This is a genomic window from Nitrosospira sp. TNL300, from assembly GCF_055385915.1.
The window spans coordinates 2,363,066-2,379,277 of the sequence record NZ_AP041005.1; the positions used below are offsets into that span (position 1 = coordinate 2,363,066).

Below are 16,212 nucleotides of genomic sequence, written 5' to 3' on the forward strand. Positions count from 1 at the left end.
TTCAGCGTCTTCCCAGGCTCGCATCTATGAATTTACCCAAGGCATTTGCCCAGTCTTCCCTCGTGTAAATGAAGCCCTCATTGTGACCGCCCTGCAGCTCGATGAATTGCTTCGGATTGCGTGCTGCCTCGTACAGTTTCTGCCCTTGCTTGAACGGCACAATTTCATCCTGAGGACTGTGCGCGACGAATACGGGGCATGTCACATCCTTCAAGTGCCCGAGAGTGCTGTATTCGAAACGGGAAAGCCGCCGGATGGGAAGATAGGGGTAAAGTTGCGCTCCCATGTCAGGGACCGAGGTAAATGCGGAGGCCAGAACCAGGACGCCGGGTATTTCGCGGGCCGCCAGCCAGGAAGCGATTGCTCCGCCAAGAGATTCACCGAACAACACAACATCGGCAGGCGGAATTGCCTTCTTTTCGGTTACGTACTGCCATGCGGCAGCAGCATCCCGATAGGTTCCCTGCTCTGTCGGTTTGCCGCTACTTTCGCCGTAGCCGCGATAATCGAAAATGAAGGTGCTATATCCAAGCCGGTAAAACATCGACAAATAGCCGATCCGGTGTGAAATGTTCCCGGCATTCCCGTGAAAAAACAGGACAGTCGCTTTCGCAGCAGGTGCCGGGACAAACCAGCCATGTAGCCTTTCGCCATCCGCAGTCTCCAGTTCGACAGACTCGTAAACAAGTCCTGAATGATGGGGGGTTTCCGTGATGCTACGTCCAATTTCAGGGTAATAAACAAGTTTGGGCTGGACGAAGAATATCAGCGCCGCGAAAACGACATAGATGAGTGCAGCCATGATGGCCAAGCTGAGCAGCATGCGCATGGATTGTTTAATCCGCAGTTAATCCCTGGAGCCGACAGCTATAATAGCGATTTTTCAGTCAACAGTAACAGGAACAAGAATGAATCTTGACAGAGTCAGCTCCGGCCGCGACGTGCCGAACGATTTCAATGTCATCATAGAAATACCCATGAATGCCGACCCCATCAAATACGAGGTGGACAAGGAAACAGGCGCAATGTTCGTTGACCGCTTCATGTCCACGTGCATGCACTATCCCTGTAATTACGGTTATATCCCGCACACACTCTCGGAAGATGGCGATCCTGTGGATGTTCTGGTGATTTCACCGGTTCCACTTATCTCAGGAGTGGTGGTACGGTGCCGACCGCTGGGTATGCTTCAAATGACCGATGAGGCAGGCGGAGATGCGAAGGTTCTGGCGGTGCCAATCGACAAACTGTGCGCCCTCTACCGTGCGGTGAAATCTCACACTGACTTGTCTGAACTGACGCGTTCACAGATTGCCCATTTTTTCGAACACTACAAGGATCTGGAACCCGGTAAATGGGTGAAGATAACCGGATGGGCAGGGGTAACGGAAGCGGAAGTGGAAATTACAAGTGGAGTGAACCGCTATAACTCGGCTACGAAAAAGCCAATGTTTTAAAGCTGGGCAAGAGCACTGGGAAACAGCAGGCAGCATGAAAAAAATGATCTGGCTCGAACGTATCGTATTGAAGGGTGAGATTGTCACTCTGGAACCGCTTGCACCTGATCACATCGAGCCTTTGCGATGTGCGGTCAGGGATGGAGAATTCTGGAAGCTCTGGTATGCAAACGTGCCCTCGCCCGGGCAGATGAAAAACTATGTGATCACTGCCATTGAAAATGCTGAAAAAGGAAACATCGCATTTGCGGTGAGGCTCAATGCAACAGACGGAATCGTGGGCACGACCCGTTTCTATAACGTGGATGAAACAAACAGGCGCCCCATGCTCGGCTACACCTGGTATGCGAAATCGGTCTGCAAAACAGGGGTGAACACGGAAAGCAAACTGCTATTGCTCCAGCATGTCTTTGAGAAAAAGAAAGCGATAGCGGTAGAATTCAGAACACATTTTTTCAACCAGGTTTCGAGGACCGCAATTGAACGCCTGGGCGCGAAGCAAGATGGGATATTGCGCAATCACCAGATCATGCGCGATGACTCCATCCGCGATACTGTCGTTTATTCGATCCTCCAGCATGAATGGCCGTCAGTGAAGAACAACCTGCTGGACAAACTCTCGTCTAATCAGGGGAATCCCGCGTCCGAGTAATATATTGCATTAGATATATCGCAGGGCAGGCTCGGTCCTTCCAGCAGGAACTTCAAAAGCGGGCAAACCCTCCAAGCTTGGGGCGGTACAATTGCATAGTCGCATATCAGTCGCCATCATCATCGAGGAACACAAAATGGGAAACAGGCATGAATCGACGAAAACTGCTGGGATTGCTTGGGATAACCGGAATCAGTATGCTGGGTCGAAATTCATCCATCAACGCCGGAAGTGGGGAGGTAACCCGTAAGATGATTTCATGCGTGATAACACCTCAGCAAACGGAAGGCCCCTATTTCGTCGATGAGCGCCTGCACCGTTCAGACGTTCGATCCGATCCTTCCGATGGCTCGGTAAAAGACGGCCTTCCGCTTGCACTTGAAATGCGCGTTTTCACGGTAGGCAACGAGGGTACAGACAGGTGCCTGCCGCTTGCCAATTCCATAGTCGATATCTGGCATTGCGATGCACAGGGAATCTATTCTGATGTCGAGGACAGGAATTTCAATACAGTGGGAAAAAAGTTCCTGCGCGGCTATCAGGTAACGGACAGGAACGGCAGCGTGCGTTTTATCACCATTTATCCTGGCTGGTATCCTGGCAGAACTGTTCATATTCATTTCAAGATACGTACCGAGCCTGGATATACGCGTGGTAGTGAATTTACGTCGCAACTCTACTTCGATGATGCGATTACCGATAAGGTGCACGCACAATCCCCCTATGCCGGGTATGCGAGAAAGGGTTCATACCAGCAGAGGACCAGGAATGAAGATGACAGCATCTATCTCAAGGGTGGAAGGCAGCTGATGCTCAAGCTTGCCGAAGCGGAGGCGGGCTATGCGACTGCATTCGATGTGGGACTGGAAGCGGAGAAAAGAGATTAAAGAAGGCACGCATGAGCCAGAACGACTTGTACCCTTATTGGAGAGAGTAGCATAACTCAGACAAGCTTGAACTCCGATTCCTGACGGTGTACCTGCTGACCCAGCGACGCCTGAATCGCATCATCCACTGTTTCCAGAAAAACGAACTCCAATGTGGAACGCGTTGTTTCAGGCACCTCGCGCAGATCTTTCTCGTTGCGCGCAGGCAGCAGCACCCTGCGCAAGCCCGCTCGCTGGGCGGCAAGCACCTTCTCCTTGATACCTCCCACCGGCAGCACCATCCCCCGCAGACTGATCTCGCCCGTCATCGCCACGTCGCGGTGTACCGGCCGGTTGGTAAATAGCGAAGCAAGCGCTATAAACATCGCCACGCCCGCACTGGGACCATCTTTAGGAATAGCACCGGCCGGCACGTGCACGTGCACGTCGATGCCTTCAAATAAGGATGCGGAAATGTGAAGACTGTCTGCCCGGCCTTTCAGCAACGTAAGCGCGGCCTGGGCACTTTCCTTCATCACACCGCCAAGCTGCCCGGTTAAAATAAGCTGTCCGCGTCCGCTCACCCGCGTTGCTTCAATAAAAAGAATGTCGCCGCCTACGGGCGTCCAGGCAAGTCCCGTCGCAACCCCTGGCAGACTGGTAAGCAGTCCGGTCTCATGCTCGAATTTGGCAGCTCCGAGAATAGCATCCAGATCTGCGGCATCCACGCGCACCTTGGCCTCCGCATCCGAGGCAACCCGCATGGCTGCATGCCGCATGACCCGCCCGATCTCCCGTTCGAGTTGCCGTACTCCCGCCTCACGGGTGTAATTGGCGATGATGCCATCGAGCGCTTCCACCGTTATCTCGCACTGATCCTCGTTCAGACCATTGGCCTCACGTTGACGGCTTACGAGGTAACGCTGCGCGATCTGAAGCTTCTCCTCCCGGGTGTAGCCGGGGAGGTCAATAATCTCCATCCGGTCACGCACGGGGGGCGGCACGTTATCAATAACGTTCGCCGTGGCGATGAAAACAACACGGCTCAAATCGAAGGGCACTCCCAGGTAGTTGTCCCGGAACGTGGAATTCTGCTCGGGGTCCAGCACCTCAAGCAGGGCTGCCGATGGATCGCCGTGAAGGCTGGCTGACATTTTGTCAACTTCATCGAGCATCATCACGCAGTTTCTTGCGCCAGCCTTGCGCAGGCTCTGCACAATGTTGCCCGGCATGGCGCCAATGTAGGTGCGACGATGACCCCGCATTTCCGCCTCATCATGCACGCCACCCAACGACACGCGCACGAAGGGCCGTTGCAATGCCCGTGCGATGCTCTGGCCGAGCGAAGTCTTGCCCACCCCAGGTGGCCCGACAAAGCACAAGATAGGTGCGCGCCCCTGCGGCTTCAACTTCTGAACTGCGAGGAATTCAATAATGCGCTGCTTGACGCGCTCCAGCCCGAAATGATCGTGCTCGAGAATCTGGCGTGCGGCATCGAGGTCGATGGGCGCATCTTCCGGGAGCTTCCAGGGCAGCTCCGTCATCCATTCAAGGTAAGTGTGCAGCATCGAATATTCGCTTGAAGCCAGAGGCATGCGCTTTAAGCGCTGCAACTCCTTTCTGGCCTGCGCCTCGATCTCTTCCGGCATGCCGGCCTCGGCGATCGCTTCATCCAGCTTCTCTATTTCCTGGTCGTCCCCCTCCGTCTCGCCGAGCTCCTTCTGGATCGTCTTCAATTGCTCACGCAACAGAAACTTGCGTTCGCGGTCTTCCAGATGCTCCTTAGTACGCTCCCCAATCTCCTGGGATAATCTCAGTACCTCGATGCGGCGCGACAAAATCTGGAGCACCTTGCGCAGCCGCTCCTCGGTACTGATCGTTTCGAGCAGCATCTGCTTCTCCGCAACCTCGGTATCGAGCAGGCTCGCGGCAATATCAGCCAGATGCGAAGGTGCGCGAGTAGCTTGTAACGCGTGCGCCAGTTCTGCCGGTACGCCGGGCAGCAGAGAGAGTATTTCCACCGTACGCTCCCGCAACTGCATCGCCAGGGCCTCAGCCTCCGTCGATACCTCATCGAGTTCCGTAATAAGCCGCACACGGGCGGCAAGAAATGGATAATCCTCGATCATTTCTTCGATGGAAAAGCGGCCCAACCCCTGGCAGACGGCATGCCGCAGCCCGTCAGGCGAGGCAAGATGCCGGACAACGTTCACCACGGTACCTACGTTAAACAGCGCATCCTGCCCCGGCTCATCCACAGCTGGATCTTTCTGCAGAATAATGCCGAGTGGCCGTTTAGGATCGAGCACATGCTCCAGTGCGGCAATGGATTTGGTACGACCCACCGTGATTGCAGTCAAAACATGCGGAAATAGCACTACATTGCGCATGGGTATGAGGGCAATCACGTCCTGAGGCAATTCCGGCTTGGCTACAATAAGCTCTCCCATAGCGGTCTCTCTGTAGAAACATTCGAGGAATCGGCTGAGCAATCCGTGTAGTTCCCCGCTCAGACACGCTCAATAGCTTTGGCAATCTGGCTGCAATACCACAGCACGGACACCTATTCTATTTAGTCTAGCACCGGACGGCTGAGGGTCAACTTCTATCGCTGGTTGCCGTAGAGATATGAGTGAGAAACAGCGCTGGGATTTGTTCTTCCATGTATTTTTTCGGAGAAACTCCTCGCGCAGGGGAATCCGTTGTAATACGGATGCGGTTTAGATAATCTCCACCTCTAACTCTAACTCTTCCATATTTTCACGTCAACCAAGAGAACGATTAAGCAAAAATTCAGGAGCCTATAGAAGCACTGAATATCCGACAAAAGAATAAATAATGATTGCTCCTACAAGTGCTTTCGGAAAACTTCAACGAAACGAGCCTGGAAATGTTATTGCCTGGCATCCTTTGATCGATCACATGATCGACGTCGCATCGGTTTTTGAATGCTTGTGTACTTGTCGATCAATTCGCCGTTCAATGGAAAGAGCGGCAAGACGGGCACTAAATGAATGCGACATCGCACGCTTGACGGCGCTCGCTTTCCTGCACGATATCGGGAAGGCGAATAGTGGATTTCAGGCCAAACGATGGAAGCACATACAGAATATCCCAAACGGATGGCCATGTCATGCGGGACATGGTGTGGAAGCACTCACGCTTTTTGAACCTTCCAGTCGACTTCAACACTTGTTAGCGCTCTTACCCATTGAAGAGATGAGTACCTGGGGGGAAGCCTGCGGCCCATTATTGGTTGCCAGCATCAGCCATCATGGCCGGCCCCTCAAGCCTACGCCCGGCGATCGGAACAGAAGTATCTGGAAGCCGGTAGCTGGCGCTTACGATCCGGGGATTGTGCTGCGCGAAATTGGCAAACGGGTTGTAAATTGGTTCCCACAAGCCTTCAAAACGGGTGGCAAAGCGCTGCCCGATGCGCCCGCGTTTGGGCACCTGTTCGCCGGCCTGGTGCAATTGGCAGACTGGCTGGGATCGGATACCGATTTTTTCCCATACTCCGAAAAAGGTGAGAACCGATCTGTTTCAGCGAAGGAAAGAGCACAAAAAGCTGTTTCTGCAATCGGCCTCGACGCGGATAGCTGGCGAAACAAGTTAAATGTTTACGTTCCGAGCTTCGCGGAGACTTTCGGCATTGCGGCACCTCGACCTATCCAAGCAGCGATGACAGATGACCAGCTTGGCCCCTTGGTCATAGTCGAATCAGAAACCGGCAGTGGAAAAACGGAAGCCGCATTATGGCGATTCATACATTTGCTACGAAAAGGGGAGGTCGACAGTCTTTATTTCGCTCTTCCCACCCGCGTCTCAGCCTCGCAGATTTATAACCGCGTTCAGGCCACTGTCAAAAATCTTTGGCAAGAAAATGCCCCCTTAATCGTGCGTGCCTTGCCAGGTTACGTGAATGCTGACGGGGCGGACGCGAAGCAATTGCCAAACTTTAAAGTGCAATGGTCGGATAATCCTGATGATGCCAAAGCTCAGGAGCGTTGGGCCGCGGAATCCTCCAAGCGATTCCTGGCTGCGCCGATTGCGGTGGGAACCATCGATCAGGCACTGCTTGGCGGGTTACAGGTCCGGCACGCCCATTTGCGTTATGCGATGCTCGCGCGCAGCCTGCTCGTCGTGGACGAAGTGCATGCATCCGACGCTTACATGACGGTATTAATGGAACGCCTGCTTCAGGCTCATCTCAATAATGGCGGCCACGCATTGCTGCTTTCTGCCACCTTGGGTTCCAATGCTCGAAACCGTTATCTGGCGCTTACGCCAGATATACGACGAGCAACAACGGAGGCTATGTCCTTTGATGAAGCGTGCGCCGTTCCTTATCCGGCGATTTCTGATCACCATCGAGTCCATGCGGTTGGTAGCGCAGGCAATGTTAAACAGGTGACGTGGACTGCTTATGACATGATCGATGCACCCGACAGGATCGCAGAAATGGCGATAGACGCAGCCAGGGAAGGAGCAAAAGTCCTCGTCATACGCAATACTGTAGCGGCCGCGATCGCTACGCTGGCCGCTATCGAGGAAAACATTCCAGAGACGTCCTGGCTCTTTTCTGTAAATGGCATTTCCACATTGCACCACAGCCGCTTTAGCCGGCAGGATCGCCCGATACTGGATAAGGCTGTTGAAGCCCGTCTTGGAAAATATTGCCCTCCCGGTCCCTGTATTGTAGTTGGCACGCAGACGCTGGAGCAGAGCCTGGATATCGATTCTGATGTCTTGATCACCGATCTGTGCCCCATGGATGTGCTGCTGCAACGTATAGGACGGCTTCATCGCCATTCCGCGAACGAGCGACCTCAAACGTTTCAAACAGCGCAGGCCTGGGTATTGACTCCCGTGGGACATGACCTCAATTCGCTAATCTCCCAGCCACAGCATGGTTTGGGCATGTTCCGCAATGGCGGGGGAGTCTATATGGATTTGCGCATATTGGAAGCAACGCAAATGTTGCTTCACGAGCATCCTGTCGTGTCAATTCCGGATGACAATCGCTACCTGGTCGAGATGGCGACACATCCCGACAAGCTGAATGATATCCAGGAAAAGAAAGGCGAGAAGTGGTGGGACTTAGGACAAAGGATCGAGGGTGCCACGAGCGCCAAGAAAACAGTCGGACACCTGCAAGCACTCGACGTTTCGCAGATATTCAGCGAGCAGCAGGCGTTCCCGAATGACGTGCGTATTGCAACTCGATTAGGAGCACAAGACCGGATTCTCAATTTCAACCCTTATCCGCCTGGTCCATTTGGCGAGCCAATCAAGGAACTGCCCGTTCGCCACCATTTGCTGCCCAATGATCTATCACCGGACGTTTTGCCAAGCGAGATAAGGCAAGGAAAAACAAGTCTTACCTTTCATTTGGGCGCAGCGCAATTCCGATATTCTCGTTTTGGATTGGAACGTGTTGACACCGCGCATTCTACTGAACCTGGAAATTCCCTTGACGCTTCGATACTCTCTGCTTGATGAACCGCTGATACGCACGCGGCTAGTGCGCGGCGGACAACCTGTGAGATTTAGCCTGCCCGGTCTGTTTGTGGCGCTCGCACAGGATGAAGTGCGCGACTTCCCCGCGCTACGCCCGCACCAACGCCACCCCTGGCACGCCTTCCTGGTGCAGTTGGCAGCCATGGCCTTGCATGAGGCTGGGGAGATTCAGCCTTTTGTAACAGAACAGGCATGGAAGGATGTTCTACTGGCACTTGCGCCCGAGCATCCAGATGGCTCCGCCTGGTGCCTGATCTCCCCGCATGACAAGCCCGCCTTCATGCAACCACCGGTACCGGATGGTGTGGTAACCGGCTGGAAAACGTTATGGTCGCCGGATGAGTTGGACATGCTCGTGACCTCAAAAAATCATGACCTGAAAGCTGCCAGAATGCGACAGGGCGAGCCGGTGGATTGGGTAATGGCGTTGATCAGCCTGCAAACGCAGGAGGGATTCCTGGGAGCCGGAAATTATGGAATTTCCCGTATGAATGGCGGTTTCGCGAGCCGTCCGGCCCTTGGGGTGGTTCCAAAAGGCCATTGGGGCCGCCGCTGGCAACGGGATGTCGCGGCACTATTGAGCAATCGGGACAAGATAGTTGAACACATGGGTCTCAATGGTGAAAACGGCATTGGGCTCTTGTGGCTGGTACCGTGGAGCGGCGAAAAGAGTTTAGCTTTCTCTTCCCTTGATCCTTTCTATATCGAAATCTGCCGCCGCATTCGCTTCATTTCACAGGGCAATGGCCCGGCGGTTGGTGCAATCGCCACGGGTAGCAAAACCGCACGTATAGAAGCGAAGGATCGCAATGGCATTACGGGTGACCCCTGGATGCCTGTCGATATCGCAGCAGGCAAGGCATTGACCATTACCGGTGAAGGATTTCATTACAAATTAGCTGCTGAGCTGCTTTTTGGCAACAAATTCCTGAGCCCGATTGCGCAGGTGACCGGTGCGGCAGACGGAACGGAAGGCATAACGGTGCTCGCGCAAGGTGTGACGCGAGGCCAGGGCAAAACCGAGGGTTACCACGAACGGCGCATCCCTGTTTCCCCAAAGGTTCGCAGACTGCTTTTGCAGAAGGAATTCGATCTTCTGGCAACAATTGCAGGTGAGCGCGTTGAGGGCATCGCAAAAATACGAGGCATACTGTGGACTGCTGTGGCCACACTGTTCGATCAGGGGGCTGTGAAAGATGGGTTTTCAGACAACGCAAAAAATAAAGCCAGCGATGCCATCAAACCCTTCGAGCAAGCCGAGGATACCCGTTTTTTTGAAGAACTCAACGCGGAGATTGAATCTGAAGACCCAGATCACACGCGCTTGCAGTGGCTTCTGTCTATGGCGGAGCGCGCCGAAATCATACTGAAAAACGCTTTTATCGCCGGACCTCAAAGTGCCGAGCGCCGTTACCGAGCTCGTTCTGCCGCGATGGCCAGGTTTCACAGCGGCCTACGGAGCAGCAAAACCGTTCCCGTTCTCGCCGATTATTATCGTCAGTTAACCGCCAACAAGGAGGATGCTCATGAGCCTGTCTGATGCTGTTCAATCGGGCCTGCCCGAAAAACAAATTAATAACATGGCAACCATCCCTTCCAGGCAGGAACAGCCGATCTCGCGACTGGCACGCGTCATCGCCCAGACGGCTCGCTTTTCCGGTGATGAGCATGGGCTGGATAACGGCCAGCGCGCGGCACTGGCCCGGCTGGACCCCGATGGTGAACTCCGTCCTCATCAAGTGGCGGCGCTGTCGCGAGCGTTGATATATGCCGGTATTGAGCCGGATACGTTAAAACCTGAATCGTGGCGCGCATGGGCGTTGATTGCGCATGGCATGGCTTTAGCCGGGCATGACGCGAATCAGAGCCTGGGGCGGCAACTCAGCAGTGCTGGGGTATCGGAATCCCGTGTCACCAAACTGCTCACCTCCCGGGGCGTCGCCTTCCGCCAGGTGTTGCCACGCCTGTTGCGCTTGCTTGCCAGCAAAGGGATTGCTCCTAACTGGCACGAGTTGGGCGGACTGATCCTTAATCAGGCACGGGACGAGGAGAAAGCTGAAGCCATACGACTAAAAATCGCGGGACGATTTTTCGCTGCCGAAGCAAAAAAGACTAAAACATCAACCTTACAATTGGGAGACTCATAATGCCACTGCCACGCTTCATTCAGATCCACACCCTGCACGCTTACCCTGCTGCATTGCTTAATCGCGACGATGCGGGTCTGGCAAAACGCTTACCGTTGGGCGACGCCGTTCGCACACGCATTTCTTCCCAGTGCCTGAAACGGCACTGGCGTATGACAGATGATCAGTTTGGATTGGCGCGTCTAAATGTACCTATGGCTGTTCGCTCCCGAGTCACACTGGAGCTTATCAGCAAGCGCATTCAGGAAAACGGTGTTCCTGTTGCACTAGCGCAGGCTGCCGCAGAAGCACTACGTGAAGCTGGTCTGCTGGACAAGGGCGGCAAGGATAAAAAAGGGGAAGACGCCCTCAAAACGGGGCAGGCGGTGTTAATGGGCAAGCCGGAAATTGACTATCTGGTGGCACGTTGCACTGAATTAGCTCAATCCAACCCTGATGAAAAGTCGATCAAGGCTGCGATTGGTAAGACCCTAAAAAGCGAACAGAAAAATATCGAGGCCCTCAAGCATGGTAGTGGACTCGAATCCGCCTTGTTTGGCCGGATGGTGACTTCGGATATTCTCACCAGCCGAGAAGCTTCCATCTACGTTTCCCATGCTTTTACTGTGCATCAAGCTCAGGTGGAAAATGATTATTTCACAGTGGTGGATGATCTGCCGAGGGACGCGGGCGAGTTGGGGTCCGCCGGCATTTTCGACACCGAGCTTGCCTCCGGCCTCTATTACGGTTACGTAGTGGTCGATGTCCCGCAACTGATTGAAAATCTGGAAGGTATTGCTGCCAAGGATTGTTTCGCGGACACCACACCGCAGGAACGCCGTGAACTAGCGGGACGCGTGGTACAGCATCTGCTACACCTGATCGCCACCGTGAGTCCCGGCGCAAAGCGGGGCTCTACCGCGCCCTTTGATTGGGCGAAGTTTATGCTGGTAGAGGCGGGCGATTGGCAACCACGCAGCCTGGCTGGTGCTTTTCACGACGCGCTGCCGTTGGAGGATAAAACCGGCACGGGTAGCATCCGCCAACGGGCGGTAGCGCGTATGACAACCGAAATTCAGGCAATGGACGAGGCTTATGGCGCGTCGCTTTCTCGCCGTTATCTGGCGCTCGACCCCATCAGTGTGCCGAGCGCCACCCGCCATAATCTTGCGCAACTGGCTGAATGGGCAAACAGCCTCGTGCGGCAGGGAGCCTGTTGAATGCCACGTCATCTTTTGTTGCGGCTGGACGCGCCTCTTATCGCTTTTGGCGGCGAAGCCATCGACAACTTTGGCGTTATTCGCGACTTTCCAGCACTTTCCATGATTACCGGGCTGCTTGCAAATGCGCTTGGATGGCGACGGGAGGATAGCTCACTGCATGACCGATTACAGTACCGGCTAGTAATTGGGTCACGCCTGAATACACCCGTGCAACGCCTCACTGACTTTCAAACCGCGCAGTTGGGAAAAAACGACAAAGGCTGGACGACCTGGGGTACGCCGGAAGAAAGACGCGGAGGCGCGGACACCTATAAAGGGCCACACTTACGCTATCGCGACTATCACGCGGGACTGGATGTCCTCGTCGCTTTGCGCCTGGAACCCACCGAAGAAGCTCCCACATTAAGTAAACTTGCTCATGCGCTGGATCATCCCGCGCGCCCCCTGTTTATCGGCCGCAAATCCTGTTTGCCCAACCGGAGGATTTTTGCCGGCTGGCAGGAAGCCGACAATGTACTGCACGCCCTCCAATCCGCTCACTTCTCTAACATGAGTAATGGGCAATCTGTGCGCATGCAGTGGCCCGAAGGCGAAGGCCGGCTTCCTGAAAATGGGGATCGCTTGATGGACCTGTGCGACGAGCGCAACTGGACCAGCGGTGTACATGGCGGCTGGAGGCCTGTGCGTGAAGGAAGCTTCGTACCCCTTCTACCGGAAGGGGCGCAAACATGACTCTTAAATTGGTGCGTTTGCAGCCTGATCCTGTATCACTGACTGCTTGGGGCGTTCGCAACAACGTGTTATCGCCCGACGGCGATGATGGGTATGCATTACACAGTTTGCTCACTATCGTATTTGGCGAGCAGGCGCCCAAGCCCTTTCGCCATCTGGGCGGCAAGCAAGGACTGCTTGCCTACACGTCGGCGGAACTCGAATCCCTACGCTTGGGCGCCAGCTTAGCTACTCCTGATGCTGCACGCGCATTGGGCCTGCAGGAGTTGGACGCACGCCCGTTTCCTGATACATGGAAGGAGGGGCAGATACTTGGGTTCGAAGTGAAGGTGCGGCCAGTGGTCCGAACTAAAGACGGCCGCGAACGGGACGTGTTTTTACATGCGGTTGGAACTGCTACCCCTGCCAGCGCCAATGAAAACAAGGTAATGCGGGCTGAAATCTACCGCGATTGGCTTGTGAAGCAGTTTACAGCGGAAGGTGCGGCGCAAATCATACGTGCGCACATGGAAGCGTTCTGTTTGACTCGAGTCTTGCGCAAGGAAGGCGTGCGGGATGATGGAAAACGCAAGTCACGCGCCGTTTCCGGTCCAAGCGCGGTTTTCAAAGGACAGTTGCAAGTCGACAACTCAGCCGCGTTTACCCGCTTGCTCACCCGCGGCGTAGGGCGGCATCGGGCATTTGGTTTCGGCATGCTGCTGCTCAAACCTGCGATGCCGTGCTGAAAGGCCGCCTCGGGCTCGAAACTGCCCGCATACCCCATGCTGATCGGCACGGCCTGATATGGTTGGAGCGCGGTGAGCTTTGCGTAGTCGATGGCTGCCTCAATTTCCAGTCTGGTAAAAACACCCCTTCACCGCAGGTTCTTCAGGTGCCTCATCAGGCGATATCCATGATATTGCTTGGGCCGGGCAGCAGCGTCACCCATGATGCGCTCCGCCTGCTGGCCCGGCATGGGACTTTAATGGCGGCGGTCGGGGTGGATGGCGTGCGCACTTACACGGCGCCACCTCTCATGCCGGACCGCTCAGATGTGGCGCGGCGACAAGCGGAGCTGTGGGGGAGCTCGCGACGGCGTGTGAGCGTGGCGCGTCACATGTATGCATTGCGATTGGGGGAAGTATTGCCGCACCGTGACCTGGACACTTTGCGGGGGATTGAAGGCGCACGCGTCAAGACGATTTATCGTCTTATGGCTGAAAAATATGACATTAAATGGAATGGCCGTCACTATGACCGGGCCAATCCAAACGCCGCAGATATGCCAAACCAGGCGATCAATCATGCGGCTACTGCTGTACAGGCTGCCGCCGCCATCGCGGTGCAATCATTGGCAGCCATTCCTCAACTCGGGTTTATTCACGAGGACTCAGGACAAGCATTCGTGCTCGATATTGCCGACCTGTTCAGGGATTCCATAACGCTGCATATCGCTTTCTCGGCAGCAAAAAAGGCTGGGAGCAGCGACGAAACAATAGATCGATTGGTAAGGCGTGAAGCAGCAGTGACCTTCAGAAAGCAGAGAGTAATCCCCACAATGATAGACAAAATCAAACTGGTCCTGCGTACAGAGGAGATAAATGGCGCTGGTAGTGATAGTGACGCGTGACGTTGCTTACCGTTATCGCGGGTTTCTTTCTTCGATAATGCTCGAGATTGCTCCAACCGTATATCTCTCTCCACGCATGAATCCCGGGGTAAGAGAAAGAGCCTGGGACGTTCTCGCGGATTGGTACGAGGCGGAGCCACAAGGGAGTATTGTCATGGTGTGGAGAGATATAAATGAAACCGGTGGAGTAGGTATAAAAAATTTAGGCGATCCTCCCTGCGAATTGATGGAAATTGATGGCATGTGGGTGAGCAAACGATAATGCAATTTGATCTTTAACAAAATGGATGATTTTTGAATAATACTTTTGTAGCTCAGCAACTTAACTACAAGAGATTCCCCCGCGCCTGCGGGGATAGACCGTCAAGAGGGCAATTTCCAGCCTGGACAGCGGCGATTCCCCCGCGCCTGCGGGGATAGACCCGAAGAAAGCGGCCACGTGAGGGGCTTCGCTATGATTCCCCCGCGCCTGCGGGGATAGACCCTAGGCCTCGTTGACAAATCCGAGGCGCAGCAAGATTCCCCCGCGCCTGCGGGGATAGACCCACTGGCGCATCTTTCATGACCGCGTCTCCCTGGATTCCCCCGCGCCTGCGGGGATAGACCCTTGAGTATGAAAACACAAGCAGATGGATAGGTGATTCCCCCGCGCCTGCGGGGATAGACCCCATGGCTGATAAAGAGCGGTATGTCGTCGAGCGATTCCCCCGCGCCTGCGGGGATAGACCCCTCGCACGCTGCCCGCTCCTCGATCTCAGCCCGATTCCCCCGCGCCTGCGGGGATAGACCCAAGGATATGAAGGAAAGATTGAGGAATGAGGGGATTCCCCCGCGCCTGCGGGGATAGACCCAGGCGCGGCAGGATCAGAGACACTTAGGCGGAGATTCCCCCGCGCCTGCGGGGATAGACCCATTGCGCAGTACGGTACGCTCCCCGTTTCGACGATTCCCCCGCGCCTGCGGGGATAGACCCTGGATACCGCGTATCGCCCCCAGGCTGCCGCTGATTCCCCCGCGCCTGCGGGGATAGACCCTCCGAACCGTTCAAGACTGGGAGGCTGGAAAGGATTCCCCCGCGCCTGCGGGGATAGACCCCCTACACCATCAGCAAGGCGCTGGTGTCCGGCGATTCCCCCGCGCCTGCGGGGATAGACCCGCTCTACCGGGCGCTTTCTGCCGATGCATCCAGATTCCCCCGCGCCTGCGGGGATAGACCTTTTTAGGTGTGTTTGTGTTTTTAGGTGAAAAAGATTCCCCCGCGCCTGCGGGGATAGACCCGAAGCCGGAGATCAGCACCGGCCACACTCACCGATTCCCCCGCGCCTGCGGGGATAGACCCCATGCCTGAGCCTCTTTACCGTAGGGGCTACTGATTCCCCCGCGCCTGCGGGGATAGACCCGCAGGGACCGGCATTACACAAAGAGCCGATCAGATTCCCCCGCGCCTGCGGGGATAGACCCATAACTTCACACGAAGCTCTTTCCTCGATCTCGATTCCCCCGCGCCTGCGGGGATAGACCTTATTGCAACGAAGATGGACTGGCCTATCCCAGGATTCCCCCGCGCCTGCGGGGATAGACCCAGGAAAAGCAGGAAAGCCCCGCCAAGCAAAAGGATTCCCCCGCGCCTGCGGGGATAGACCTTGGATATGGGCTCGATATTCTCAAAACTCATCGATTCCCCCGCGCCTGCGGGGATAGACCCCTCTCTCAAGCCAGTTTTCGTCTTTTTTGAACGATTCCCCCGCGCCTGCGGGGATAGACCCATTCAGCGATTCCAAATAATGGTCATGGTCAGGATTCCCCCGCGCCTGCGGGGATAGACCCCATCGTGGTAAACAGGAGAGCTACCCCGGCCAGATTCCCCCGCGCCTGCGGGGATAGACCCAACAAAGAAATGAGGCAGAATCTGCATGATCAGATTCCCCCGCGCCTGCGGGGATAGACCGCAGCGCGCTCTTCAATCTCCATCCTCAACGCCGATTCCCCCGCGCCTGCGGGGATAGACCTTCCATCCCGCTATATCC

The 16,212-nt window shown here is 55.2% G+C and carries 13 protein-coding genes and 1 CRISPR repeat array (1 of these 14 running past the window's edge); of the genes, 11 read left to right on the forward strand and 2 right to left on the reverse strand.

The genetic code is table 11. The features are described 5' to 3' along the window. Nucleotide 1 precedes the first annotated feature (1 nt). Nucleotides 2-829: an alpha/beta hydrolase gene (locus ACZ5BW_RS10765; protein ID WP_464539757.1), complete on the reverse strand. Its 828-nt coding sequence runs from the start codon at nucleotides 827-829 to the stop codon at nucleotides 2-4. A 79-nt stretch (nucleotides 830-908) separates the two neighbouring features. Between ACZ5BW_RS10765 and ppa the strand changes: the two genes are divergently transcribed. The 3 genes from ppa to ACZ5BW_RS10780 all read left to right on the forward strand — a co-directional run bounded on the left by ppa (nucleotide 909) and on the right by ACZ5BW_RS10780 (nucleotide 2,996). After that, nucleotides 909-1,457 (forward strand): inorganic diphosphatase, encoded by a 549-nt coding sequence (ppa, locus tag ACZ5BW_RS10770; protein WP_464539760.1) that lies wholly within the window; start codon nucleotides 909-911, stop codon nucleotides 1,455-1,457. Nucleotides 1,458-1,491: 34 nt separating this feature from the next. Further along, nucleotides 1,492-2,109, forward strand: coding sequence for a GNAT family N-acetyltransferase (locus ACZ5BW_RS10775; RefSeq protein WP_464539762.1), 618 nt, complete (start codon nucleotides 1,492-1,494; stop codon nucleotides 2,107-2,109). A 149-nt stretch (nucleotides 2,110-2,258) separates the two neighbouring features. Next, nucleotides 2,259-2,996, forward strand: coding sequence for an intradiol ring-cleavage dioxygenase (locus tag ACZ5BW_RS10780; protein ID WP_464539764.1), 738 nt, complete (start codon nucleotides 2,259-2,261; stop codon nucleotides 2,994-2,996). 56 nt (nucleotides 2,997-3,052) lie between these two features. Here the strand turns inward: ACZ5BW_RS10780 and lon are convergent, their stop codons facing one another. Further along, nucleotides 3,053-5,425 carry an endopeptidase La gene (gene lon, locus ACZ5BW_RS10785; protein WP_464539766.1) on the reverse strand — a complete coding sequence of 791 codons (2,373 nt, stop codon included), beginning with the start codon at nucleotides 5,423-5,425 and terminating at the stop codon, nucleotides 3,053-3,055. A gap of 388 nt (nucleotides 5,426-5,813) precedes the next feature. Between lon and cas3 the strand changes: the two genes are divergently transcribed. The 8 genes from cas3 to cas2e are packed head-to-tail and all read left to right on the forward strand — an operon-like array spanning nucleotide 5,814 to nucleotide 14,447. Beyond that, nucleotides 5,814-8,474 carry a CRISPR-associated helicase Cas3' gene (gene cas3, locus ACZ5BW_RS10790; protein WP_464539769.1) on the forward strand — a complete coding sequence of 887 codons (2,661 nt, stop codon included), beginning with the start codon at nucleotides 5,814-5,816 and terminating at the stop codon, nucleotides 8,472-8,474. After that, a complete protein-coding gene (locus ACZ5BW_RS10795) occupies nucleotides 8,449-10,035 on the forward strand; it encodes a type I-E CRISPR-associated protein Cse1/CasA (RefSeq protein ID WP_464539771.1) in 1,587 nt (528 codons plus the stop codon). The genes cas3 and ACZ5BW_RS10795 overlap by 26 nt, the downstream gene beginning before the upstream one ends. Further along, nucleotides 10,022-10,642: a type I-E CRISPR-associated protein Cse2/CasB gene (gene casB / locus ACZ5BW_RS10800; protein ID WP_464539773.1), complete on the forward strand. Its 621-nt coding sequence runs from the start codon at nucleotides 10,022-10,024 to the stop codon at nucleotides 10,640-10,642. The genes ACZ5BW_RS10795 and casB overlap by 14 nt, the downstream gene beginning before the upstream one ends. Continuing rightward, a complete protein-coding gene (gene cas7e / locus ACZ5BW_RS10805; RefSeq protein WP_464539776.1) occupies nucleotides 10,642-11,841 on the forward strand; it encodes a type I-E CRISPR-associated protein Cas7/Cse4/CasC in 1,200 nt (399 codons plus the stop codon). Before casB ends, cas7e begins: the two co-directional genes overlap by 1 nt. Next, nucleotides 11,842-12,576 (forward strand): type I-E CRISPR-associated protein Cas5/CasD, encoded by a 735-nt coding sequence (gene cas5e / locus ACZ5BW_RS10810; protein WP_464539778.1) that lies wholly within the window; start codon nucleotides 11,842-11,844, stop codon nucleotides 12,574-12,576. It begins immediately after the preceding gene. Beyond that, on the forward strand, nucleotides 12,573-13,301 hold the full coding sequence (gene cas6e / locus ACZ5BW_RS10815; RefSeq protein WP_464539781.1) for a type I-E CRISPR-associated protein Cas6/Cse3/CasE: 729 nt from the start codon (nucleotides 12,573-12,575) through the stop codon (nucleotides 13,299-13,301). Before cas5e ends, cas6e begins: the two co-directional genes overlap by 4 nt. Further along, complete coding sequence (cas1e, locus tag ACZ5BW_RS10820; RefSeq protein WP_464539783.1) at nucleotides 13,295-14,185, forward strand: type I-E CRISPR-associated endonuclease Cas1e; 891 nt, start codon at nucleotides 13,295-13,297, stop codon at nucleotides 14,183-14,185. Before cas6e ends, cas1e begins: the two co-directional genes overlap by 7 nt. Further along, a complete protein-coding gene (cas2e, locus tag ACZ5BW_RS10825) occupies nucleotides 14,157-14,447 on the forward strand; it encodes a type I-E CRISPR-associated endoribonuclease Cas2e (RefSeq protein WP_464539785.1) in 291 nt (96 codons plus the stop codon). Before cas1e ends, cas2e begins: the two co-directional genes overlap by 29 nt. Nucleotides 14,448-14,519: 72 nt before the next feature. Continuing rightward, nucleotides 14,520-16,212: a CRISPR direct-repeat array (repeat unit 29 nt; unit sequence GATTCCCCCGCGCCTGCGGGGATAGACCC); it runs 2,118 nt beyond the window's last position.